The sequence below is a fragment of the Candidatus Accumulibacter cognatus genome, assembly GCF_000584975.1.
GTDB classification, from domain to species: domain Bacteria; phylum Pseudomonadota; class Gammaproteobacteria; order Burkholderiales; family Rhodocyclaceae; genus Accumulibacter; species Accumulibacter cognatus.
Map to the genome: position 1 here is coordinate 1 of NZ_JDST02000062.1, position 21348 is coordinate 21348.

The 21348-nt window shown below is 58.7% G+C and carries 20 protein-coding genes, 2 tRNA genes and 1 pseudogene; 15 read left to right on the plus strand and 8 right to left on the minus strand.

Annotation, left to right across the window (positions count from 1 at the left end):
• Positions 1–21: 21 nt before the first annotated feature.
• The 7 genes and pseudogenes from AW06_RS12175 to AW06_RS12205 all read left to right on the plus strand — a co-directional run.
• Positions 22–1752: pseudogene (locus AW06_RS12175) on the plus strand (AGE family epimerase/isomerase); the annotation flags it as partial.
• Between the two features lie 33 nt (positions 1753–1785).
• Complete coding sequence (locus AW06_RS12180; RefSeq protein WP_034950401.1) at positions 1786–2130, plus strand: STAS domain-containing protein; 345 nt, start codon at positions 1786–1788, stop codon at positions 2128–2130.
• 1 nt (position 2131) lies between these two features.
• Positions 2132–4267: a glycogen debranching protein GlgX gene (glgX, locus tag AW06_RS12185; protein ID WP_034950403.1), complete on the plus strand. Its 2136-nt coding sequence runs from the start codon at positions 2132–2134 to the stop codon at positions 4265–4267.
• Positions 4268–4288: 21 nt separating this feature from the next.
• Positions 4289–4606 (plus strand): STAS domain-containing protein, encoded by a 318-nt coding sequence (locus AW06_RS12190; protein ID WP_034950405.1) that lies wholly within the window; start codon positions 4289–4291, stop codon positions 4604–4606.
• Positions 4607–4625: 19 nt separating this feature from the next.
• The gene (locus AW06_RS12195; RefSeq protein ID WP_034950406.1) at positions 4626–5048 is read left to right on the plus strand and encodes an anti-sigma regulatory factor; all 423 of its coding nucleotides are present in this window, start codon (positions 4626–4628) and stop codon (positions 5046–5048) included.
• Positions 5049–5187: 139 nt separating this feature from the next.
• Positions 5188–5757 carry a hypothetical protein gene (locus AW06_RS12200; RefSeq protein WP_034950408.1) on the plus strand — a complete coding sequence of 190 codons (570 nt, stop codon included), beginning with the start codon at positions 5188–5190 and terminating at the stop codon, positions 5755–5757.
• 135 nt (positions 5758–5892) lie between these two features.
• Positions 5893–7071 carry a hypothetical protein gene (locus AW06_RS12205; RefSeq protein WP_034950410.1) on the plus strand — a complete coding sequence of 393 codons (1179 nt, stop codon included), beginning with the start codon at positions 5893–5895 and terminating at the stop codon, positions 7069–7071.
• 64 nt (positions 7072–7135) lie between these two features.
• On the opposite strand, the gene AW06_RS12210 is transcribed toward AW06_RS12205, so the two are convergent.
• A tRNA-Gly gene (locus AW06_RS12210) sits at positions 7136–7211 on the minus strand.
• Between the two features lie 1056 nt (positions 7212–8267).
• Between AW06_RS12210 and AW06_RS12215 the strand changes: the two genes are divergently transcribed.
• Both AW06_RS12215 and aroG read left to right on the plus strand, forming a co-directional pair.
• The gene (locus AW06_RS12215; RefSeq protein WP_034950412.1) at positions 8268–9386 is read left to right on the plus strand and encodes an HD domain-containing phosphohydrolase; all 1119 of its coding nucleotides are present in this window, start codon (positions 8268–8270) and stop codon (positions 9384–9386) included.
• Positions 9387–9595: 209 nt separating this feature from the next.
• A complete protein-coding gene (gene aroG / locus AW06_RS12220; protein WP_034950414.1) occupies positions 9596–10675 on the plus strand; it encodes a 3-deoxy-7-phosphoheptulonate synthase AroG in 1080 nt (359 codons plus the stop codon).
• Positions 10676–10702: 27 nt separating this feature from the next.
• On the opposite strand, the gene rpmG is transcribed toward aroG, so the two are convergent.
• The 6 genes from rpmG to alaC all read right to left on the minus strand — a co-directional run bounded on the left by rpmG (position 10703) and on the right by alaC (position 15956).
• Positions 10703–10858 carry a 50S ribosomal protein L33 gene (gene rpmG / locus AW06_RS12225; RefSeq protein WP_034928807.1) on the minus strand — a complete coding sequence of 52 codons (156 nt, stop codon included), beginning with the start codon at positions 10856–10858 and terminating at the stop codon, positions 10703–10705.
• 14 nt (positions 10859–10872) lie between these two features.
• Positions 10873–11106, minus strand: coding sequence for a 50S ribosomal protein L28 (gene rpmB / locus AW06_RS12230; protein WP_034950436.1), 234 nt, complete (start codon positions 11104–11106; stop codon positions 10873–10875).
• A 151-nt stretch (positions 11107–11257) separates the two neighbouring features.
• On the minus strand, positions 11258–11935 hold the full coding sequence (gene radC / locus AW06_RS12235; RefSeq protein ID WP_034950438.1) for a DNA repair protein RadC: 678 nt from the start codon (positions 11933–11935) through the stop codon (positions 11258–11260).
• Positions 11936–12159: 224 nt separating this feature from the next.
• A complete protein-coding gene (locus tag AW06_RS12240) occupies positions 12160–13470 on the minus strand; it encodes a homoserine dehydrogenase (RefSeq protein ID WP_034950417.1) in 1311 nt (436 codons plus the stop codon).
• 65 nt (positions 13471–13535) lie between these two features.
• Complete coding sequence (locus AW06_RS12245) at positions 13536–14762, minus strand: pyridoxal phosphate-dependent aminotransferase (protein ID WP_034950419.1); 1227 nt, start codon at positions 14760–14762, stop codon at positions 13536–13538.
• Between the two features lie 9 nt (positions 14763–14771).
• Positions 14772–15956 carry an alanine transaminase gene (alaC, locus tag AW06_RS12250; RefSeq protein ID WP_034950422.1) on the minus strand — a complete coding sequence of 395 codons (1185 nt, stop codon included), beginning with the start codon at positions 15954–15956 and terminating at the stop codon, positions 14772–14774.
• 142 nt (positions 15957–16098) lie between these two features.
• On the opposite strand from alaC, the gene AW06_RS12255 reads away from it, so the two are divergent.
• Both AW06_RS12255 and AW06_RS12260 read left to right on the plus strand, forming a co-directional pair.
• A complete protein-coding gene (locus AW06_RS12255; RefSeq protein WP_034950425.1) occupies positions 16099–16470 on the plus strand; it encodes an Mth938-like domain-containing protein in 372 nt (123 codons plus the stop codon).
• A 63-nt stretch (positions 16471–16533) separates the two neighbouring features.
• Positions 16534–17409: a polysaccharide deacetylase family protein gene (locus tag AW06_RS12260; protein WP_034950427.1), complete on the plus strand. Its 876-nt coding sequence runs from the start codon at positions 16534–16536 to the stop codon at positions 17407–17409.
• Positions 17410–17457: 48 nt separating this feature from the next.
• Here AW06_RS12260 and AW06_RS12265 read toward each other — a convergent pair whose 3' ends face one another.
• Positions 17458–18150 (minus strand): Bax inhibitor-1/YccA family protein, encoded by a 693-nt coding sequence (locus AW06_RS12265; RefSeq protein ID WP_034950429.1) that lies wholly within the window; start codon positions 18148–18150, stop codon positions 17458–17460.
• A 470-nt stretch (positions 18151–18620) separates the two neighbouring features.
• Between AW06_RS12265 and AW06_RS12270 the strand changes: the two genes are divergently transcribed.
• The 4 genes from AW06_RS12270 (at position 18621) to AW06_RS20540 (ending at position 21283) form a co-directional block, all read left to right on the plus strand.
• Positions 18621–18708 (plus strand) — tRNA-Ser (locus AW06_RS12270).
• Between the two features lie 109 nt (positions 18709–18817).
• Positions 18818–19630, plus strand: a complete 813-nt coding sequence (locus tag AW06_RS12275) for an alpha/beta hydrolase (protein WP_171047221.1) — start codon at positions 18818–18820, stop codon at positions 19628–19630.
• On the plus strand, positions 19627–20514 hold the full coding sequence (locus AW06_RS20535) for an alpha/beta fold hydrolase (RefSeq protein ID WP_138677425.1): 888 nt from the start codon (positions 19627–19629) through the stop codon (positions 20512–20514). Before AW06_RS12275 ends, AW06_RS20535 begins: the two co-directional genes overlap by 4 nt.
• Positions 20495–21283 (plus strand): 4'-phosphopantetheinyl transferase superfamily protein, encoded by a 789-nt coding sequence (locus AW06_RS20540; RefSeq protein ID WP_273704639.1) that lies wholly within the window; start codon positions 20495–20497, stop codon positions 21281–21283. Before AW06_RS20535 ends, AW06_RS20540 begins: the two co-directional genes overlap by 20 nt.
• Positions 21284–21348: the final 65 nt, after the last annotated feature.

A 21348-nucleotide genomic window follows, 5' to 3' on the forward strand; every position in this document is an offset into this window, starting at 1 on the left:
CAGCCGACCTGAGTAGTTACCCAGGATTTTCAAGTGTATCTCACGCCGACCACTTACGCTCGAATTGCAGAGAACCTCGAGGACAGTTACCAGGATTGCACCTCGCGCATCCGCGAAATGCTGCAACCCGGCCAGCAGGTTTACGCTTACTGCATCTTCTATCCACAAGCGGGAGAGTTGCGTGCCGAGGTCAAATCGATGGTCTTCCCGGGCGAGGGACCCGGCGTCTATCGCCACGAGGAACCCGACTGGTGGATCAAACAGATCCGTTCCATCGCCAACAGCTACCTGCGCTGGCAGTTCAACTACCCCAATCAGTCGATCGACTATCGAAATTATCGCACGATCCTGCACCTGGCCGGCGGCAAGAAAGGCGACTACCTGCAGGAAACCGACACCATTTCCCGGATGGTTTACGGCATGGCATCGGCCTACATGCTGACCGGTGAGGAAAGCTTCCTCGAGGCCGCAGAGAAAGGAACAGAGTACCTGCGTGCCCACATGCGCTTCATGGATGCGGACGAGGATCTGATCTACTGGTACCACGGGGTCCAGGTTTCCGGAGACCGCGAGCACAAGCTGCTGACCTCGGAGTTCGGCGACGACTACGACTCGCTGCCGATGTACGAGCAGATCTACGCCCTCGCCGGACCAACCCAGACCTATCGTCTCACCGGCGACCCGCGCATTCTCTACGATATCGAGAAAACGATCGAACTGTTCGACAAATACTACAAGGACAACGATCAGGGCGGCTACTTCTCGCACATCGATCCGATCGGCCTGGATCCGCGCTCGCCACTGCTCGACAAAGGCAACAATCGCGCCCGCAAAAACTGGAATTCGGTCGGCGATCACGCCCCTGCCTACCTGATCAACCTCTGGCTGGCAACCGGTGAGGACAAGTACGCCGATTTCCTGGCTGACACCGCCGATACCATCGTCAAGCACTTCCCCGACTACGAGCATTCGCCATTTGTCCAGGAGCGCTTCCATGAAGACTGGAGTCACGACAGCGCCTGGAACTGGCAGCAGGACCGTGCGGTGGTTGGCCACAATCTCAAGATTGCCTGGAACCTGATGCGAATCCACAGCATTCGTCCGAGTGCAGGTTACCTCGAACTGGCCGAGAAGATTGCCCAGTTGATGCCCAAGGTCGGTTCCGACCAGATCCGCGGCGGCTGGTACGACGTGGTCGAACGGGCACTGGCTCCGGGCGAGGAAATGCATCGTTTTGTCTGGCATGATCGCAAGGCTTGGTGGCAGCAGGAGCAGGCGATCCTCGCCTACCTGATTTTGCAGGGCTGCCTGGACAAAGCGGACTACCAGAAACACGGCCGCGAAGCAGCAGCCTTCTACAACGCCTTCTTCCTGGATCACGACGATGGCGGTGTCTATTTCAACGTTCTCGCCAATGGGCTGCCTTATCTGCTGGGTAACGAAAGGCTCAAGGGCAGCCACTCGATGAGTGCCTATCACTCCACCGAGTTGTGCTTCCTGTCGGCGACCTATATCAACCTGCTGATCAACAAGCAGCCAATGTGTTTGTACTTCAAGCCACGGCCCGACGGTTTTCCGGGCCGGATCCTGCGGGTATCTCCGGACATCCTGCCCAAGGGCAGTATCCGCCTGACCGCGGTCGAGATTGACGGCAAACCTTACTCCGCCTTCGATGCTGAAGCCCTGACGGTGCAACTACCCGATTCCCGCCAGGATGTGCGGGTCAAGGTCACCCTGACACCGGTCAAGTAGCTCCGCACCCATCGCAGCGAAGGATTCAAGCATATGTCGATCGAGGTTGAAGCTTTCCCCCGCGACGGGATGACAGTCGTGGCCGTTGCTGGCGAGATTGACGGCAGTTCCGCGCCCAGTTTGCAGAGCAAGATCCTGCCCCTGTTGCAGGAAAACGATTCGCTGATCCTGGACCTTAACCGCGTCACTTATATGTCCAGCGCCGGTCTGCGGATGCTGCTCCTGCTCTACCGCCAGGCGGCGGCGCACAATGGCCGGGTCGCTCTGGCCGGTTTGGCGGAATCGATCAGGGACACCATGGAGATTACCGGTTTTCTCAAGTTCTTTACCGTTGCAAACAGCGTCGACGCGGCGCTGACAGCCCTCAAGCAGGTGTGACATGGATAGCCGCATCGATTTCTACCCGACTCACCAGCACGAAGGCTACAAGTTCCGACTAGGGCGTGTATTTCCATTCGGCAGCACCCTGGTACCGGGCGGCGTCAACTTCGCCATCAGCTCTGGCCACGCCACCTCCTGTACCTTGGTACTCTTCGAGAAGGGTGCGCCCGAGCCTCTGGTGGAGATTCCGTTCCCGGACTCCTTCCGCATCGGCAATGCCTGGTGCATGGTGGTCTTCGATCTCGACTACGAGCGCATTGAGTATGGCTATCGCATGGACGGCCCCTGGGATCCGGTGGCAGGACATCGCTTCGATCGGAGCAAAATCCTTCTCGATCCGTACGCCAAGGCAATTAGCGGCCGCACGGTCTGGGGAAAACTACCCGACTGGAACGACTGCTACCCCCACCGTGCCCGACTGATCTTCGAGGATTTCGATTGGGAAGACGACCGCCCCCTGGAAACACCGCTTGCTGACCTGGTGATCTACGAACTGCACACGCGCAGCTTCACTGCTCATCCCTCGGCAGGCGTCAAGCACCCCGGTACCTATGCGGGAATCATGGCCAAGATCCCCTATCTGAAAGAACTGGGGGTGAACTGTGTCGAGCTGATGCCGATCTTCGAGTTCGACGAGTTCGAAAACAGCCGTCCCAACCCGCTCACCGGTGAGATGATGTACAACTACTGGGGCTACAGCACGGTCGGTTTCTTTGCTCCCAAGGCCGGCTTTGCAGCCTCCGGGCCCTTTGGCATGGAGGTGGACGAGTTCAAGAACCTGGTCAAGGAGCTTCACCGCAACGGCATCGAAGTCATTCTCGACGTGGTTTTCAACCATACCGCCGAGGGTAACGAGCAGGGTCCGACACTTTCCTTCCGGGGGATCGACAACCAGACCTATTACATGCTGACTCCCGAGGGCTACTACTATAACTTCAGCGGCTGCGGCAACACACTCAACTGTAACAGCCCGGTAGTCCGAAACATGGTTCTCGACTCCCTGCGATACTGGGCAGCGGAATATCACATCGACGGTTTCCGCTTCGATCTGGCCTCAATCCTGGGACGTGCTCCCAGCGGCGCCCCCTTACCCAACCCGCCCTTGCTCGAAAGTCTGGCGTTTGACCCCATACTGGCCAAATGCAAGCTGATCGCCGAAGCCTGGGACGCTGGCGGCCTGTATCAGGTCGGGTCGTTCCCGGCGTATGGACGGTGGGCCGAGTGGAACGGCAAGTACCGCGACGACATCCGACGCTTCCTCAAGGGAGACGAGGGAATGGTCCCGGTGATGGCCGAGCGTATCCAGGGCTCGCCTGACCTCTACGGTTGGAACCAACGCGGTCCAACTGCATCGATCAATTTCATCACCTGCCACGACGGCTTCACCCTCTACGACCTGTTCGCCTATAACGACAAGCACAACGAAGCCAACGGCGAACAGAACCGTGACGGCGGCAACGACAACCATAGCTGGAACTGTGGCGTCGAGGGCGAAACCAGCGATCCTGGGGTCAATGACCTGCGCCAGCGGATGATCAAGAACGCACTGGCAATTCTGCTGATGAGCCACGGCGTCCCGATGATCCTGATGGGTGATGAGATGGGGCGAACCCAGCGCGGCAACAACAACACCTACTGCCATGATAATGACCTGAACTGGCTCGACTGGAGATTGCACGAACGGCACGGCAATCTATTCAACTTCGCCCGCCAGATGATTGCCTTGCGCAAGGCACACCCGCTCTTGCGCGCCCGCGAGTTCTTCGGAAGCAGTCCCACTCAGGCCGACATCATCTGGCACGGCACACAAGCCTGGCGAGCCGACTGGTCGCCAGGTGCACGGACCCTGGCCTTCATGCTCCGCGAGCGGCAGGCAGGACAAGGGGGAAATGTCAGTCCGGTGCTGTACATGGCCATCAACTGTTATTGGGATGCCCTCCCCTTCGAATTACCGGAACTGCCCGCCAACTATCACTGGTATCTGTTCGCCAATACCGGCTTGCCAGCCCCCGATGACATCCGGGAGCCCGGCCAGGAAGTCAAACTGGAAGAGAATCTGCTCAGTTTTCTGGTCGGTGGGCGAGCGCTGGTGATACTGATCGGGCGCCCACGGCTGCATGACCAGACAACTTGATCATTCTTTGGAGACAGGAACATGACATTCAGTACCACAGTGGAAACCAGAGGCCGCGAGGCATGGATCACGCTCGACGGCGAACTCGACGCCGCAGTGGCCGGAGAATTCCGTACGGCAATCGAACGGCTCGCCCAGGAAAAACCCGAGAAGCTCGTGCTCTTCGTGAACAAGCTGCAATTCATGGCCAGCGCTGGCCTGCGCGTGCTGGTGTTCGCCAAGCAACGGATGGGCAGCGAGGTCAGCATACATGTCGTCGGAGCCACGGGCCCAGTCCTCAACACCTTGCAAATGAGCGGCTTCGACCAGTCGGTTTACCTTCAGGAAAGCTATCCCTGAGCCTGGCGCCCACCAGGTCATGGCAAGCCACAGCATTCCGGCCAATCTGGCAGCGCTCTCGGCAATTCGTCATCTGGTCACTGAGGCGTGCATCGAGGCAGGACTGGACGGTTCAGCGACCTATCGTCTGACCCTGGCCGTGGATGAGATCGCCACCAACATCATCACCCACGGCTACCAGGAACAAGGCATGACGGGCGACATCGTGATTTCGATTGAGAAAATGGACGATAAGCTGACCGTCATCCTCGAGGACACAGGCGTCGCTTACGACCCTCGTGCGCGCAACATGCCGACTGCAGAAGACCTCGACAAACCGTTATCGGAACGTGATATCGGCGGGCTTGGAATCTACCTTGCGCTGCAAGGCGTCGATCGCTTCGATTATCAGCGTTGCGAGCAGGTCAACCGCAACATTCTCGAAGTCGAACGGCCCCGCTGACCCCTGGCTTGTCTGGCAAAATTGCCTGCTCACCGGCGGATACCGGGCAGGTCGGGTGTACTGTTGTCAAAATGGCCCCTATTGAAATGAACGACAGGCCAATACTACGATTCGCTTCTCAAATTTGAAGGAGATACTCATGACAAAGCAAAAAGCAAGCTATTATGAAAAATTATCCGCAGACTATTCTCGGCCTAATCTGGTCCCCCCCGCATTGCAGGCTGAGCTTATCGAGTTCGGCGAGAGAATCGTCGCGATGAAAGAAGAGGAATTACCCACAATCGATTCCAATTATACCCTGGCACAAATTGAAAAAGAAAATAGGGAGTGGTGGCCCACCCATTGCGAGGCTTTGAGGCAAGGTCGCGGCGACATCTTGACAGGTGAATATAGAAATGATCTCGTCTATTTTTGTCAGGATGGGCCCTATCAAGGAGTGGAGCAACAGAAGGAACGCGAAAAGCATTGGTGGGCATTAATCGCCCAGCCCGGAGTCACCATGTGCTGGCCGATCGTGATGTTCTATGGGGAGCATACCTACTTTGAATGGAAGTGCGTGGATGACATTACCAATGAGACCCTTGCCAAAGGCAATGTCACCTGGGTTCGTCGTGGTCACCGGGGAGGCTGTTACCTCAAGACCGAGCAACTGACGTTCTATCGGGATGTATTTGCCGAGGAAAGGTTGCTGAAGTTGATTCAGACATAGAAAATCATGCAGCGGGGTTGATTCATGATTTGCTTGTCGCATATCATTTTTGTTTCGGTCCACCACCCGGACTTGCTGGCTACTGCTCGCGCAGTTCGGAGAATTTTCACACCAAGCAATTGAGGAGAAATAGAAATGCCGGTCATCAGTCTTGACATCATTGGAGTCAGAAGCGGAATCGCCTTTTATCCAACAGCGGCAGAAGTTGCCACTATTCAGAACAATATCACCAGTGCTCAACTAGGGGTACTGTCCTCCAATTTCCCGAATCAGTTGGGTTTCGTTAGCCATGTGGATCCTAAAACGGGGCTCAATCAATATGATATAGCGAGGCAAGCGGTCCATGATGCTTTCCCTGGTTATATCGTTGTTGCTGCAGATCAGTCAGCCTATCCGACCACCGCGTATACCGCAAACCTGAACAATGGGATCACCGTCTTGGCAGACATTCGCATTGTCGAACTGGCCTTGAATGAAACCATTCAGGATGCGATGCTCAGAAGCCTAACGACAACCATTCAATCTTCCTTGAGCACGAGTTACCCGGATCTCAGGATCAATGTCGCCTCGACGATGATCACGGGCAATGTCGACATCTCCCTCCCTGGCACATTGAATGTTGCCGGAGGGGCCGTGGATGGGGTAATCAGCGCGACGGAAAGAACTTCGGCAGATGGTACGCAGAACGCCAGTTTTCATCAGTTCCTGTGGGACCGTATTCTGACCGCAACCGATGCCAGGAATATGGATTTACATTTGCTCAACCAACTGGAGAATATTGACGGTCTCCGCGGCGGTGCGGGCAATGACATCATCGAAGGAGGCGATGTCGGTGACTTTTTGCTATCCGGCGGTGCGGGCAATGATTTTATTTTCGGTGGAGGTTATGCTGACATAGGGACCAATGTAATGGATGGCGGCGCTGGCAATGACATTCTGGTTGCTGGTGGCCATAAAACCGGCCAGTTGTCTCAATATCTGGCCAGCAACCCTTTCACGCCCAGTACGCCAATAAATGCCTTCACATCCATCACACAAAGCGTTGCCGACAATTCTGTCGGTCGATCATATAATGTTTTTGCATTTCATAACAATAGCGGAAACGATAGGATTTTCAATTTTCATGTTTCGACTGATAAAATACAGATCGACGTCGGGATTAATGGCTCCAACATTACCAACCTGAGCACTCTCATTCAGCATACAACTATTTCAGGAGACAACCTGAGCATCGACTTGGGAAATAATAATACCGTCACCCTGGTCGGGGTTGATATTGCAGGATTGAGTGCAGGAAATATCGTGTTTGTTTAACGCTCGTTGAGCGCCGTTAAAATGAAAAAGGGAAAGCGCAAAATGCACTTTCCCTTTCTGAACCTGGAGCGGGAAAAGAGTCTCGAACTCTCGACCTATACCTTGGCAAGGTATCGCTCTACCAACTGAGCTATTCCCGCGTGTGAACTTTCGCGAAAAATGTCGCGAAGCATGTCATCCGGACTGATCCATCTTGTCCCAAGCAGCAGCGGAAACAATTATCCGTAGGCTGGCGGATGCTGTCAAGCAAAAGTCGCACGCCACTCCATGCCAAAGATCGAACAAGCCATGCTCCAGTGGGGCGAGGCGCGCCCGTCGTTCTGGCTATGGCAGCCATGGACATTGCAAAGCCAGTAGGCCATTGCGGCCCTCCCTCCATTCCGGAGCGCCTGCGCTGGATGCAATCGGCTCCGTCGCCGGCCACCTGTTCAGTTGCGCATTCGGCGAGCGGCAAGGCTGGGACCGGAAGCATGCGGCGGCGCAGCGGCTCAAGCCACTGGCAGCTCAACGCGTGCTGCGCAGTCGGTGACGCGACTCGGCGAGGGTGCTGCGCGCTGCAACTCGCTTCAGAGACAGGGCGGAAATCCGTGGTTTGACGACGATGTGCTCCTGGTGGAGTGGCAGCAAGAGGGCCTCTACCTGCCGCCGGGTGGCGAAGAAAAGGGAGCGTGGCCACCGGCAGTGGGGTGGTCAGACGCTACGCACTGACCAGATGTTCACGGGTGTGAGATTTCGTTGGGGCATGTCCCGCGCCAGCGCCGCGCGCTGCTATGCGCGACGGTGAACGGCGCCTCCGTCAGGGCTCTGCATTGAGATCCTGGTGGGGGCCGTAGCTGGCGCCGACGAATGCCGACAATCCACCCAGCAACTCAAGGAATGCTCCCGCAGGACTTTCACTAAGCGCAGCACTCGACCTTGGCCGGAATGATGATCAATGCCGTTGCCGTCATTAAAGCAGCGCGACTGCGCGCAAACAAAGCAGGACATGTAGCTGTCCAAAGGAAGGTAGGTTCACCCCTCTGCTTGTTTCATCTGCTCTGAGGCGAGCTGTTGATTCTTCAAGGAGGAGGTTTTGGGCGAGAGTCGATGTGTAAACGGTTACGTCCAAAGGTAAAAGAGTCAATTACACCTTCCCTGATAATGTGCCCATCCGATTGCTGTTTTCCTCCGGTTTCTCCGCTAGGATCCTCATCATCATGGCAACCATTCTGATCGTCGACGATGCCCCCGAATGTCTGGCGGTTCTCAGCAGCCTGCTGAGTCCTCTATGTCAAGTGCGCGCTGTCACTTCCGGACAACTCGCTCTGCAGGCTGCAGCCAGTTCGCCCAGGCCCGATCTGATTCTGCTCGACGTGATGATGCCGGAAATGGACGGTTATAAAGTAATCAGGCACCTGCTGTCCAATCCGGCCACGTCCGATATCCCGGTCATCTTTGTCAGCGCCCTCGAACAAACCGATGACGAGGAGCATGGTCTGGCTCTTGGCGCGGTGGACTACATTACCAAACCGATCAAACCGGCAATCGTCATCGCCCGCATCAAGGCTCACCTCGACCTGAAAGCTGCCCGCGACCTGCTGCAAGATCGAAACCGCAGCCTGGCGGAGGATATGGCCCAGCGCATGGCGGAAAATCTTCTGATCCAGGATATCAGCATCCGCGCGCTCGCCGGTCTGGCCGAGATCCGCGACCCGGAAACCGGTAATCACCTGCGCCGCACGCAGGGCTACGTGCGCACGCTGGCAATGGAACTGTGTTCGCATCCACGTTTCGCCGATTTCCTGACGCCACACCATATCGAGGTTCTCGTCAAGTCAGCCCCTTTGCATGACATTGGAAAAATCGGTATCGATGATCACATTCTGCGCAAACGAAGCAAGCTGACACCGGATGAGTGGGCCATCATGAAGACGCACAGTCAGCTTGGTTACCAGGCGCTCGAACAGGCTGCGCAGGATGCCGAATACTCGATCGACTTTCTGAGTATGGCCAAGGATATCGCACATTATCACCACGAAAAGTGGGATGGATCCGGCTACCCGGAAGGACTGTCGGGGAACCAGATTCCGATTTCTGCACGCATCATGGCGCTGGCTGACGTCTTCGATGCCTTGATCACGCAACGGGCCTATAAGAGGGCTTTTACCCTTGAACAAGCACTGCTGATCATCGACGAAGGGCGGGGAACACATTTCGACCCGGACGTGGTAAATGCCTTTTTCGCCCGTCAGGAAGAATTCATCCGCATCGCCACAAGGAATGCCAACCGCGAGACGGCAGATATGCCTATCCAGACCGCCCTGGCAATACCCTAGGTACAGCGGCTACCGCCGTGCCCGGCCGTCCGAAAACCCAGAGCGGAAGAAATTTCTGGCTGCCTGGCGACCCCCCGGCTTGATGCCTTGGCATCACGACCACGGTCAAATACATGCTGCGTCCTGCTGGTGCGGCGCACAATCGATACGGCATTTCCATTAGAATCGAGTCCTCGGTCGAACCCGACCAACAGTCTGGAGAAAGTTGCATGACCATGCAGAGCAAGCCCAACACCGACGATGTGCGCATCCGGGAGATCAAGGAACTGGTCCCTCCAGCGCACATTTTCCGTGAGTTTCCGGTCGGTGTGCGTTCAGCAACGACAACCTATGAAGCGCGCCAGGGCATCCACCGCATTCTGCACGGTGCCGACAACCGTTTATTGGTCGTCCTTGGCCCCTGCTCGATTCACGACGTCGATTCGGCCGTCGAATATGCTCATAGACTGGAGAAGGAAGCTTCCCGTTTCGCCAACGATCTTCTGATCGTGATGCGTGTGTACTTCGAAAAACCACGCACGACGGTTGGATGGAAGGGTCTGATCAACGATCCGCGTCTCGATAACAGCTTCCGGATCAATGAGGGGCTGCGCTTGGCGCGTGGTCTGCTTCTCGAAATCAACGACCTGGGCCTACCCTGTGCAACCGAGTTCCTCGATACGATCACCCCGCAATATACGGCTGACCTGATTGCCTGGGGGGCGATCGGTGCGCGTACCACTGAATCACAGGTGCATCGTGAACTGGCTTCCGGCTTGTCCTGCCCGGTAGGTTTCAAGAACGGCACCGATGGCAACATCCGCATCGCTATCGACGCCATCCGTGCAGCGCAATCACCACACCATTTTCTCTCGGTGACCAAGGCAGGTCGTTCGGCGATTGTCTCCACATGCGGCAACGAGGATTGCCACGTCATTCTGCGCGGCGGCAAGGAACCGAACTACGATGCCGCACATGTCGACGCCGCCTGCCGAGAAATCGCCGCCGCCAACCTCGCCGCACGCCTGATGATCGATGCCTCACACGCCAACAGCAACAAGCAATTCAAGCAGCAGATCGAAGTCGCCAAGGAAACCGCCCGCCAGATTGCCGCTGGCGACCAACGCATCGTCGGCGTGATGCTCGAATCACACCTTGTTGAAGGACGGCAGGATCTCGTTCCTGGTCAGCCCCTGGAATACGGCAAAAGCATTACAGATGCCTGCCTGGGATGGGAAGACTCGCTGCGGGTGCTGGAAATCCTCGCCCAAGGGGTACGCGCGCGCCGGCTGGTTGAAGCTGCGCACTAACGGCCATGATTTCTCCGCAAGCACTGCTTAACGCAGCTTGATTTCCTTGTAGATCACGTGCTTGCGAGCTTTTGGATCGTATTTCTTGATCTCCATCTTGCCGGGCATCGTGCGCTTGTTCTTGGTCGTGGTGTAAAAGTGGCCTGTACCCGCGGTCGACTCAAGCTTGATCTTGTCACGCATGGCTGCTCTCCTTGTCAGATCTCGCCGCGAGCGCGCAAGTCGGCGATCACGGCTTCGATGCCATTTTTGTCAATCGTGCGCAAACCGGCGTTGGATACGCGCAAGCGCAGCCAGCGGTTCTCGCTCTCGATCCAGAACCGGCGATACTGTAAGTTCGGAAGGAAGCGGCGCTTCGTTCTATTGTTGGCATGGGAAACATTGTTCCCTGCCATCGGGCCCTTGCCCGTAACCTGGCAAACACGCGCCATGATGTGGCTCCAATTGAATTTTGGGAAGAAAGCCCGCGATTCTAGCCCATGCAGGTGGTCGATTTCAAGCAATTTTCTGCCGAAGCCCCAAACGCTGATCACAATATCCCCACCTTTATTCTTGTGCAGGGTTTTACTAGCTCGCAAGCGCCTACAGCAATCCCCGTTCAGCGAAAGACAAGGGGGGTGACTGCTGGGCGACGATGAAATGATCGAGCACCCGCACTTCCACCAAGGCCAGCACCTGCTTGAGTTCACTGGTCAGCAGTTCATCGGCGCGTGACGGTTCGGCCACCCCGGAGGGGTGATTGTGTGCCAGCACCACTGCCGCAGCGTTGTGCCGCAGCGCCCGCTTGACGACCTCCCGCGGATAGACGCTAGTCTGCGTCAGCGTACCGCGAAACAGTTCTTCAGCAGCAATCAGGCGATTCTGTGCATCCAGCCACAAAGCAAAAAAAACTTCGTGCTCCAGGCCCGCGAGATGCAGCCGCAGGTAATCGCGCACCGCGCCGGGTGAGGCAAAGGCCATACCCTGGCGCATTTCCTCGCTGAGCGCACGCCGGGCCATTTCCAGGACTGCCTGCAACTGCGCGTACTTTGCCGGCCCCATGCCGGGCAGTGCCGAAAACTCCGCCTGGCTTGCCGAAAACATGCGGTTCAGGCCACGGAAGCGGCTAATCAGATCACGCCCCAGATCCACAGCGCTTTTTCCCTTGACGCCGACGCGCAGGAAAATTGCCAGCAATTCGGCATCCGACAAGGATGCTGCGCCATGGGCGAGCAAGCGCTCACGTGGTCGTTCATCCTCCGGCCAGTCGCTAATCGCCATCTTGTCACCCCCCAGCAATATGCTGCCATGCATTCTAACGGTGATGACTTTTCCAGGCACCCCCAATCATGAAAGTCCAGGGTGTAGAGTGGAGGAAGGTGGGCCAGCGCCGCCTGCCGCAGGCGCGGGCCGCGTGTTGCATTCAATCACCCGCTTCACGCTCCTCCTTTTGCTGCCAAAGCGAGAGCAGTCCCCGCAGCCGCCCTCTCCTTGTGAGAATCTCCTTACAGCAGTTCTTCCAGCCGCAAGCGGATGATCCGGCCCTTGACCGCCGGCAGCGCCTCGATGCCTGCAATCGCGGCATCGATGTTGCGTTCGACCGTCTTGTGCGTGAGCATGATGATGTCGGTCTGCTCCTCGCCTTCGCCGGGCTCGCGCTGGATCATCGCAACGATCGAGATGCCGTCGTCGGCAAGAATGCGCGTCACGTCGGCAAGCACCCCGGGGCGGTCTTCGACGCGCAGGCGCAGATAGTAGCTGCTGACCACCTCCGAGATCGGCAGAATCGCGAGATCGACCATGGCGTCGGGCTGGAAGGCCAGATGCGGAACGCGGTGCTCGGGGTCGGCGGTATGCATGCGCGTGACATCGACAAGATCGGCGATCACCGCCGAGGCAGTGGGTTCGGCGCCGGCGCCCTTGCCGTAGTAAAGCGTCGCGCCGACGGCGTCGCCCTTGACCAGCACCGCGTTCATCGCCCCCTCGACGTTGGCGATCAGCCTTTTGGCGGGAATCAGCGTCGGATGCACGCGCAACTCGACGCCCTCGAGGGTACGTTTGGTGATGCCGAGCAGCTTGATGCGGTAGCCTAGCTGTTCAGCGTATCGGATGTCGGCCGGGTCGAGCTGGCTGATGCCTTCGATGTGCGCCTGCTCGAAGCTCATCGAGTTACCGAAAGCAATCGCCGACATGATGCTGAGCTTGTGCGCGGCGTCCACGCCCTCGACATCGAAGGTTGGATCGGCTTCAGCGTAGCCGAGGCGCTGCGCTTCCTGGAGCACCGTGGCAAAGGACAGGCCCTTGTCGCGCATCCCGGAGAGAATGAAGTTGGTGGTGCCGTTGATGATGCCGGCGATCCACTCGATGCGGTTGGCGGTGAGACCTTCGCGCAGCGCCTTGATGATCGGGATACCGCCAGCGACGGCGGCCTCGAAAGCGACCATCACGCCTTGTTCCTGGGCTGCGGCGAAGATCTCGTTGCCGTGCCTGGCGAGCAAGGCCTTGTTGGCCGTGACCACGTGCTTGCCGTTGGCGATGGCCTGCAGGACGAGTTCCCTGGCAATGCCGTAGCCACCAATCAGTTCGACGATGATGTCCACCTCCGGGTCGCTGACCACTGCAAAGGCGTCGTCGGTCATCCGGCAGCTTCCTCCGGTGATCTGCCGAATCCGTTCACAGTCCTTGTCGGCAACAATACTGATCTGAATGGGGCGGCCGGCGCGGCGGGTGATTTCTTCAGCGTTACGCTGAAGTACGGCGTAAGTGCCGCCACCGACAGTGCCGATCCCGAGAAGTCCAACGTGGATAGGTTTCATAGCGCAGTCACGAGTGAGGGTTATGGAAAAAGCGAGCGAGGCGGCTGAGGGGCTGACAGGGACGCCTACGTTCCGGCACGCTGGCGATAAGCGGCGAGGAAGCGCGCGATGCGGGCAATCGCGTCGCGCAGATCGTCCTCATATGGCAGGAAGACGAGGCGGAAGTGATCGGGTGCCGGCCAGTTGAAGCCACTGCCCTGGACCAGCAGCACGCGCTCTTCCTGCAGCAGTTCGGCGATGAACTCCTGGTCGTTGTCGATCGGATAGATCTGCGGATCGAGGCGCGGGAACATGTACAGAGCCGCCTTGGGCTTGACACAACTGACGCCGGGTATCGCCGTGATCAGTTGGTACGCGAGGTCGCGCTGGCGATACATGCGGCCGCCCGGCGCAACCAGATCGTCGATGCTCTGATAGCCGCCGAGAGCGGTCTGGATCGCATGCTGTGCCGGCACGTTAGCGCAGAGACGCATCGAGGCGAGCATGTCGAGTCCTTCGATGTAGTCGCGCGCTGCGCGCAAGTCACCGGAAACCACCATCCAGCCGGCACGATAGCCGCAGGAACGGTAGTTCTTCGACAGGCCGTTGAAGGTCACCGTCAGCACATCCTGAGACAGTGAGGCAATCGCCGTGTGCTGGGCACCGTCGTAGAGCACCTTGTCGTACACTTCATCGGCGTAGATGATCAGGCCGTGCGTGCGTGCGAGGTCAACCAGCTCGCGCAGCACGTTGTCCGGATACAGCGCGCCGGTCGGATTGTTGGGGTTGATCACCACCAGCGCGCGCGTCTTCGGCGTGATCCTGGCGCGCAGGTCGTCGAGATCGGGCAGCCAATCGTTCGCTTCATCGCAGAGATAATGGCATGGCGTACCGCTCGACAGGCTCACAGCGGCCGTCCACAGAGGGTAATCGGGCGCCGGCACCAGCACCTCGTCGCCGGTATTGAGCAAGGCATTCATCGCCATCACGATCAGCTCGGAAACGCCATTGCCAATGTAGATGTCTTCGAGCACGACTCCCTTGATGTGCTTCTGCTGGGTGTAGTGCATGATCGCCTTGCGCGCTGAGAAAATTCCTTTCGAATCCGCATAGCCGGCCGCATTCGGCAGGTTGCGGATCATGTCGAGCTGGATTTCCTCGGGCGCTTCGAAGCCGAAAGCAGCGAGGTTGCCGATGTTCAGCTTGATGATGTGGTGGCCTTCGTCCTCCATCTGCTTGGCTTTCTGCAGCACTGCGCCACGAATGTCGTAGCAGACGTTGTCGAGTTTGCTTGATTTGAGTACCGGTCTCATGACTTCGGCCTAGAGCAGGCCATCCTTCCTGAACATGTCCTTGATGCCGCGAATGGCCTGGCGAGTACGTTCCTCGTTCTCGATCAGCGCAAAACGCACGTGGTCGTCGCCGTATTCGCCGAAACCAACACCAGGAGATACCGCCACACGCGCCTCGTTGAGCAGCTTCTTGGCAAACTCGAGCGAGCCCATCTGTTGATAGACCTCGGGAATTCTCGCCCAGATGTACATCGACGCCTTGGGAACCTCGACCATCCAGCCGGCTTCGTGCAGCCCCTTGGCAAGCACGTTGCGACGTCCCTGATAGAGTTGGCGAACCTCCTCGACACAGTCCTGAGGACCCTCAAGCGCGATCACCGAGGCAACCTGGATCGGGGTGAACGTGCCGTAGTCGTGATAGCTCTTGATACGCACCAGCGCATTGCACAGTTCCTGGTTGCCCACCATGTAGCCGACCCGCCAGCCGGCCATGTTGTAGCTCTTCGACATGGTGAAGAATTCGACGGCGACCTCACGCGCACCGGGCACCTGCATGATCGACGGCGCCTGGTAGCCGTCGAAGGTGATGTCGGCGTAAGCCAGGTCATGCACCACTAGAATATCGTGCTGCCTGGCCAGAGCCACAATGCGCTTGAAGAAATCAAGGTCCACGCAGCGCGCTGTCGGATTGCTCGGAAAGCCGAGGATCATCATTTTCGGCTTGGGAATCGACTCGCGGATGGCGCGCTGCACTTCCTCGATGAAGTCGACATCCGGCGTCATGCGTACCGAACGAATGTCGGCGCCGGCGATGATCGCCCCATAGATATGAATCGGGTAGGACGGGTTGGGCACCAAAACGGTATCGCCGCGATCCAGGGTGGCAAGCATCAGATGCGCGAGGCCTTCCTTCGAACCGATGGTCACCACGGCTTCGCTGTCCGGATCAAAACCGATCTCGTAGCGCCGCTGATACCAGTCGCAAATTGCTCGACGCAGGCGTGGAATCCCCTTGGAAATCGAATAGCCGTGCGTGTTTTCGCGCTGCGCCGCTTCGACCAGCTTGTCGGTGATGTGCTGTGGCGTCGAGCCGTCCGGGTTGCCCATGCTCATATCGATGATGTCCTCGCCACGCCGGCGGGCGGCCATCTTCAGCTCGGCGGTGATGCTGAACACGTAGGGGGGCAAACGTTTGATGCGCGAAAACTCTCTCATGATCCAGGCTCGGGAAATGTTCGGTGTCGTTGACGACCCGATCAGCATGCGGCATGAGCAGTGATTGCGCGCTGCCGCCGTCTGAACAGGCTCGGCAAAAAAGCTATAATCCTACTTTAACGTATTGCTCACCGCAATTTTCATGAAACTGCAACTCGAAAACACCTCTGGCCTGAACACCGTTACCGCTTATGGAGAAGACTACGTCAGCGTGAATGGCATCCGTCACCACTGCAATCTGGTGGTTCTGCCTGACCGCCTGCTGCCCAACTGGACGCAGGCAACCTTCGCAACGCTAAGCGTCGCCGATATCGAACTGCTCGCCGCACTGGATTCCGAAGTCGTTCTGCTGGGAACCGGCCAGCAGCTGCGCTTTCCGAGCCCTGAACTGATGCGACCCCTGCAGCGAGCGCAAAAGGGAATCGAAGTGATGGATGTTCCGGCCGCGTGTCGTACCTACAACATCCTGATTGGTGAAGGGCGCAAGGTCGCCGTCGGTCTGCTCCTTGTCTGAGCGCGTCCTGCAGTCACCATTGGCTGCCAGAATACCGTCAAGATACTCACCCATCCCGTTCCGATGAAGCGCATCGCCCTGAAAATCGACGTCGACACCTGCCGCGGCACGCTGGTCGGTGTGCCGGCATTGGTCGAGTTGTTGCAGCGGCACGATGCTGCCGGGAGTTTCTTCTTCTCGCTGGGTCCGGACTGCAGCGGGCGGGAAGCGCGCCTGGCCTCGCCAAGCCGTTACTACGATCTCCTCACCCGCCTCTACGGACTGCTTCTACCGGCACCGGATATCGGCAGGCGCGGCGCCGAGAGCATGCGGCAGGCGCGCGCTGCCGGATTTGAAGTCGCCATCCACGCCTGGCATCGCGTGCGCTGGGAAAGCCGGGTCTACACTGCCGACAATGCTTGGATCGAAGCTGAAATGGCGCAGGCCTACCGGCGTTTCGAAGCGCTTTTCGGTGAGCCGCCGCAAGCGCACGGCGCTGCCGCTTGGCGGATGAATCGCCATGCCCTGCGCCTGACGCAACGCCTGGGCTTTGCTTACGCCAGCGATTGTCGGGGGAAATTCCCGTTCATCCCGGTCATTGATGGCGAACTCGTGCACTGCCCGCAGCTTCCGACGACGCTACCCACCTTGGACGAACTGCTGCTCCCGGCAGGCGCGTCTGCGGATCGGGCCGTCGAGCAGATTCTCGATGAGACGGGCAGTACCGGCGGCGAGCACGTGTTCACTTTGCGCGCCGAACTGGAGGGGATGATATACAGCAACGCTTTCGAGCGTCTGCTCGTCGAGTGGAAGAACCAGGGTTATCAACTGCTTGCCCTGCGCGACCTGCTGACCTCGCACAGGCTCGCGACCTTGCCGCGCCACACCGTCATCTTTTCCGAAATCCCGGGTCGCGCCGGAACGTACATGCTGCAGGGCAGCGTATTCCCTGCCGCATGAATGAAAAGGGCAGCCCTGGCCGCCCTTTTCATTCAGGACACGATCCGATCAGTCGCGATCGCCGCTGAAGACCATCAGCAGGTTCAGCAGGCTGACGAAAACGTTGTAGATGTCGAGATACACCGCCAGCGTCGCCGAAATGTAATTGTCTTCGCCGCCGGTAACGATCCGGCTGATGTCATAGAGAATGTAGGCGGAGAAGACCATCACTGCGATCGCCGAGATGGTCAGTGACAGGGCCGGTATCTGAAAGAAGATGTTGGCCAAGGCCGCCAGCAGGACGACGATCATGCCGATGAACAGAAATTTGCCGAGGAAACTGAAATCCTTTTTGGTTACCGTGGCCACCCCGGCGAGCGAGAAAAAGATCACCCCCGTCCCACCCGCGGCCATGGCGATCAGCGAACCGCCGTTGCTGAAGCCGAGCGCCACCTGCAGGATGCGTGAGAGCATCAGACCCATGAAGAAGGTAAACGCGAGTAAGAGAAGCACGCCCACGCCGCTGTCCTTGGTACGCTCGATGCCCCACATGAAACCGAAGGCGATCCCGAGGAAGAGCAGGAAAGACATCATCGGGCTGCCGGACAGGAACGAGAAGCGCATCTGTACGCCAACCAGCGCGCCGATGACGGTTGGAATCATGGTCAAGGCGAGCATCATGAAGGTATTGCGCAGGACCTGGTTCTGCTGTAACGCGAGTTCGCCGCTAGCCTGGCTGGTCATCTGAAATTGGGGTTGCATGGTATTCCTCCTGGATATGGAAATGCTATTACGGGCCTAAGACTAGCCAATTAGCGAAAAAGTTTCAAGGCGCGATAGACTCCTCAATGTAAAAGTTGCGTCAGCGACTCATGTCTCTCTTCCCTTCTCGTGAGAGCGAAAGCGGGGTTTCAGGAAGCGGCGCGCCGCTGCAGCCGGCCCGCGATGTTGCGCGCGCCGTGGGAAGGGTGCGGGGGCGAGAGGGAAAATTCGCGGAGCCTGTTCTGTGCCCGTCGAGCGATTCCGGCTTGCCAGCCGGAATGCACCCGTTAAGAGAGGAAAACGGTCATGACGTCCATGATCGGATCTGCCTGGAAAAAAGTCATGACCGTTAGCGGCGTGCCGACGGCCCTGGCAGGGGTCTGCCGTGCTATCATTGGCACGTCGCGGTAGACACCGTATGGCTTTCACTCAGCAAGAGCCCAAACACTCCGTCTCTACAGCGTCGAACAGGAAGCGTGGCAGAGTGGCCGATTGCACCGGTCTTGAAAACCGGCAACGGGCAACCGTTCGTGAGTTCGAATCTCACCGCTTCCGCCAGCAGATTATCTGGTTTGAATATGAGGGAATTCGACAAGCTCAGGCCGATCGATCCGATATTTACGACCTAACCGGATCACTGTACCGGTCTGAGGGGGGAAGGTCGACAATGCGGCATCCAACCATCACGGGATACATGGGGGCTGCGGACAAACAGCTCTTCTTCTGTTTTGACGCCCCACAGGGAGCCACGACACGCCCCTTCGGTTTCGTTCTCTGCCCGCCTTTCGGGCGCGAGTATGTCTCTACCCACCGCGTCTTTCGACAGTTCGCCAGCCGCTTGGCGCGAGCCGGCTTCCCGGTGCTGCGCTTCGACTACTTTGCAACGGGCGATTCTGCCGGCGAGGACAGCGAGGGCAGCCTGGAGCAATGGCTCGAGGACGTCGCTACCGCGGTGAATACCCTCCGCGACCATACGGCCGGCATGCCGGTCTGGCTTGCCGGCCTGCGTGTCGGTGCCAGTCTGGCTGCCCTGTATGCGGCACAGCACCAGGACGTCGCTGGCCTGATCCTGTGGGATGCAGTAGTGGACGGCAAGCGCTACGTGGATAAACTGCTCGAAGCGCACCAACAGCGCTTCCGCCAAACGACCGGGCAAGGTCAGCCCCTCCCGTCGACAGATGGAGTGCGCGAGATTTTCGGTGCCCTCCTTTCCCCCCGTCTGGCAAGTGGCCTGCGTGCCATCGACCTCGCCACCCTGCCGCGTGCCCCTGCTCTACAGATACTGCTGATGAGCAGCAGCCCGCAAGCCGACCCGGATGCGCTGGGCAACCGGCTCGCTGCGCTTGGCGCAAGCGTCGATCGGAAACACGTGCCGTGGCCCGAACTATGGGCCGAGGGTGCCGAAATGAACGACGTTCTGATGCCGCCGGCGCGCGTCCTGCAGGCCATGGTCGAATCGGCACAGGGAGAGCGGCGATGAACGAGCGCGTTCTCCACTTTGGCGACAGCGACGGCCTGATCGGCATTCATACCCCCAGCGCCGCACCCGGCAAACGTCCCGGCATTGTGCTGGTGAACGCCGGGGTCGTTCATCGTGCCGGTCCCAATCGCCTGTACGTGAACATTGCCCGGCAACTCGCTGCCACCGGCTACCCGGTGCTGCGCTTCGACCTCTCGGGAATTGGTGACAGCCGCCCACGCAGTGACGCGCTGAGCTTCGAGAAGAGCGCCATCGCTGAAACCTCAGCAGCAATGGCCGCGCTCGGTGCCGAGAGCGACTGCAGCGGCTTCATCCTGTGCGGGATTTGCTCGGGGGCTGACATTTCGTTTCTCACCTGCCGCGACAACCCGGCGGTGCTGGGCGCGGTGCTGATCAACGGGCGCGGCCTGCATGGCGTCACCGACGACTCTGGTGATGCGATTGATGCTGGCATCAACAGTACCCTGCGCGCCGGCGAATCGGCGCGCTACCTCTGGAAGCGCGCCCTCTTCAACCCGGCGAGCTGGCGCAAGCTGCTGAGCGGACAGAGCAATTCCATCGAGTTGCTGCGTGTCGTCGGCCGGCAATTCCTGCAACGCTTCATCGGCAGCGAGCAGGTCCCGGAAAATGCACCGGAACTGCGCGCCGCCTTCCACGGCATCCTCGACCGTGGCACCGCCCTGCTGATGGTGTACTCCGAAGATGACCCTGCCCTCCACTACATGCAACTGATGCTGGGCAAGGAAATGGAGAAGATCGCCGGCTACCCGAACTTCGCCGAGATCCGCATGCCGGGAGCCGATCACACCTTCACCACGCGCCATCACCGCGACGAACTGATCGCCGCCCTGCGCCGTTGGGCCGATGCCCACTTCGCCGCCTGAAACGCGCGCGCCGATCACTCCGGCACACATCGCCGAACTGCTCGACAAGACGCCGGTCCCGCGACTGTCAGGAGACGACCTCCATCTCTGGCTGCTGCCTTTCCCGATTGGCCACGAAGCCCTGCGGCAAACGATCGAAAGGCTCCCCGATGCCGGCGAGCGTGCCAGCGCCGCCCGCCGGGTGTTCGCAGCAGACCGGTTGCGCCAGATGCACGCTCGCGGCCTGCTGCGATACCTGCTCGGACATTACCTCGCACGCGACCCGCAAGGCCTCGACTTCATCACCAACGACTACGGCAAACCAGCGTTGAGTACGGCCGACAGGTTGCAGTTCAACGTTTCCCACTGCCAGGATCACATCCTCATCGGGCTGACCCGCCGGGTTCCGGTCGGCGTAGACCTTGAGCGCATCCGTCCCCTGCCAAACTGGTACGCGCTTGCCGCCCACTGTTGCAGCGCCCAAGAATTGAACTGGCTGGCCGGCAGGCCGGCAAACGACCAGGAGCGAGATTTCTTCCGCCTCTGGACCGCCAAGGAAGCCGTTCTCAAAGCCCTCGGTACAGGCCTCGCCAGCCCGCCCGAGCGGGTCACGATCAGTCTTCCCGATACCGACTCCGGCTTTGCCGGGGTGGCCGGCACGAGTTCGCCCTGGACGCTCTTCTCCACCTGCCCCGACGCCGACCACACCATCGCTGCGGCTATCCGGACAGTCATCAACCGTCGGCAAATCCGTTGCTTCCACGTCGCCGGCAGGCACCTTGATCAGTAGCCGGAGTTGGCAGGAATCAATGAATTTGAAGTATCCACTTCAGTGAACTAAGGTGATTTCCTCAT

Excerpts from the sequence above, each read along its gene's own strand:
- AW06_RS12180 (WP_034950401.1), top strand. The coding sequence starts at position 1,786 with ATGTCGATCGAGGTTGAAGCTTTCCCCCGCGACGGGATGACAGTCGTG.
- glgX (WP_034950403.1), top strand. The coding sequence starts at position 2,132 with ATGGATAGCCGCATCGATTTCTACCCGACTCACCAGCACGAAGGCTAC.
- AW06_RS12190 (WP_034950405.1), top strand. The coding sequence starts at position 4,289 with ATGACATTCAGTACCACAGTGGAAACCAGAGGCCGCGAGGCATGGATC.
- AW06_RS12195 (WP_034950406.1), top strand. The coding sequence starts at position 4,626 with ATGGCAAGCCACAGCATTCCGGCCAATCTGGCAGCGCTCTCGGCAATT.
- AW06_RS12200 (WP_034950408.1), top strand. The coding sequence starts at position 5,188 with ATGACAAAGCAAAAAGCAAGCTATTATGAAAAATTATCCGCAGACTAT.
- AW06_RS12205 (WP_034950410.1), top strand. The coding sequence starts at position 5,893 with ATGCCGGTCATCAGTCTTGACATCATTGGAGTCAGAAGCGGAATCGCC.
- AW06_RS12215 (WP_034950412.1), top strand. The coding sequence starts at position 8,268 with ATGGCAACCATTCTGATCGTCGACGATGCCCCCGAATGTCTGGCGGTT.
- aroG (WP_034950414.1), top strand. The coding sequence starts at position 9,596 with ATGACCATGCAGAGCAAGCCCAACACCGACGATGTGCGCATCCGGGAG.
- rpmG (WP_034928807.1), bottom strand. The coding sequence starts at position 10,858 with ATGCGTGACAAGATCAAGCTTGAGTCGACCGCGGGTACAGGCCACTTT.
- rpmB (WP_034950436.1), bottom strand. The coding sequence starts at position 11,106 with ATGGCGCGTGTTTGCCAGGTTACGGGCAAGGGCCCGATGGCAGGGAAC.
- radC (WP_034950438.1), bottom strand. The coding sequence starts at position 11,935 with ATGGCGATTAGCGACTGGCCGGAGGATGAACGACCACGTGAGCGCTTG.
- AW06_RS12240 (WP_034950417.1), bottom strand. The coding sequence starts at position 13,470 with ATGAAACCTATCCACGTTGGACTTCTCGGGATCGGCACTGTCGGTGGC.
- AW06_RS12245 (WP_034950419.1), bottom strand. The coding sequence starts at position 14,762 with ATGAGACCGGTACTCAAATCAAGCAAACTCGACAACGTCTGCTACGAC.
- alaC (WP_034950422.1), bottom strand. The coding sequence starts at position 15,956 with ATGAGAGAGTTTTCGCGCATCAAACGTTTGCCCCCCTACGTGTTCAGC.
- AW06_RS12255 (WP_034950425.1), top strand. The coding sequence starts at position 16,099 with ATGAAACTGCAACTCGAAAACACCTCTGGCCTGAACACCGTTACCGCT.
- AW06_RS12260 (WP_034950427.1), top strand. The coding sequence starts at position 16,534 with ATGAAGCGCATCGCCCTGAAAATCGACGTCGACACCTGCCGCGGCACG.
- AW06_RS12265 (WP_034950429.1), bottom strand. The coding sequence starts at position 18,150 with ATGCAACCCCAATTTCAGATGACCAGCCAGGCTAGCGGCGAACTCGCG.
- AW06_RS12275 (WP_171047221.1), top strand. The coding sequence starts at position 18,818 with ATGCGGCATCCAACCATCACGGGATACATGGGGGCTGCGGACAAACAG.
- AW06_RS20535 (WP_138677425.1), top strand. The coding sequence starts at position 19,627 with ATGAACGAGCGCGTTCTCCACTTTGGCGACAGCGACGGCCTGATCGGC.
- AW06_RS20540 (WP_273704639.1), top strand. The coding sequence starts at position 20,495 with ATGCCCACTTCGCCGCCTGAAACGCGCGCGCCGATCACTCCGGCACAC.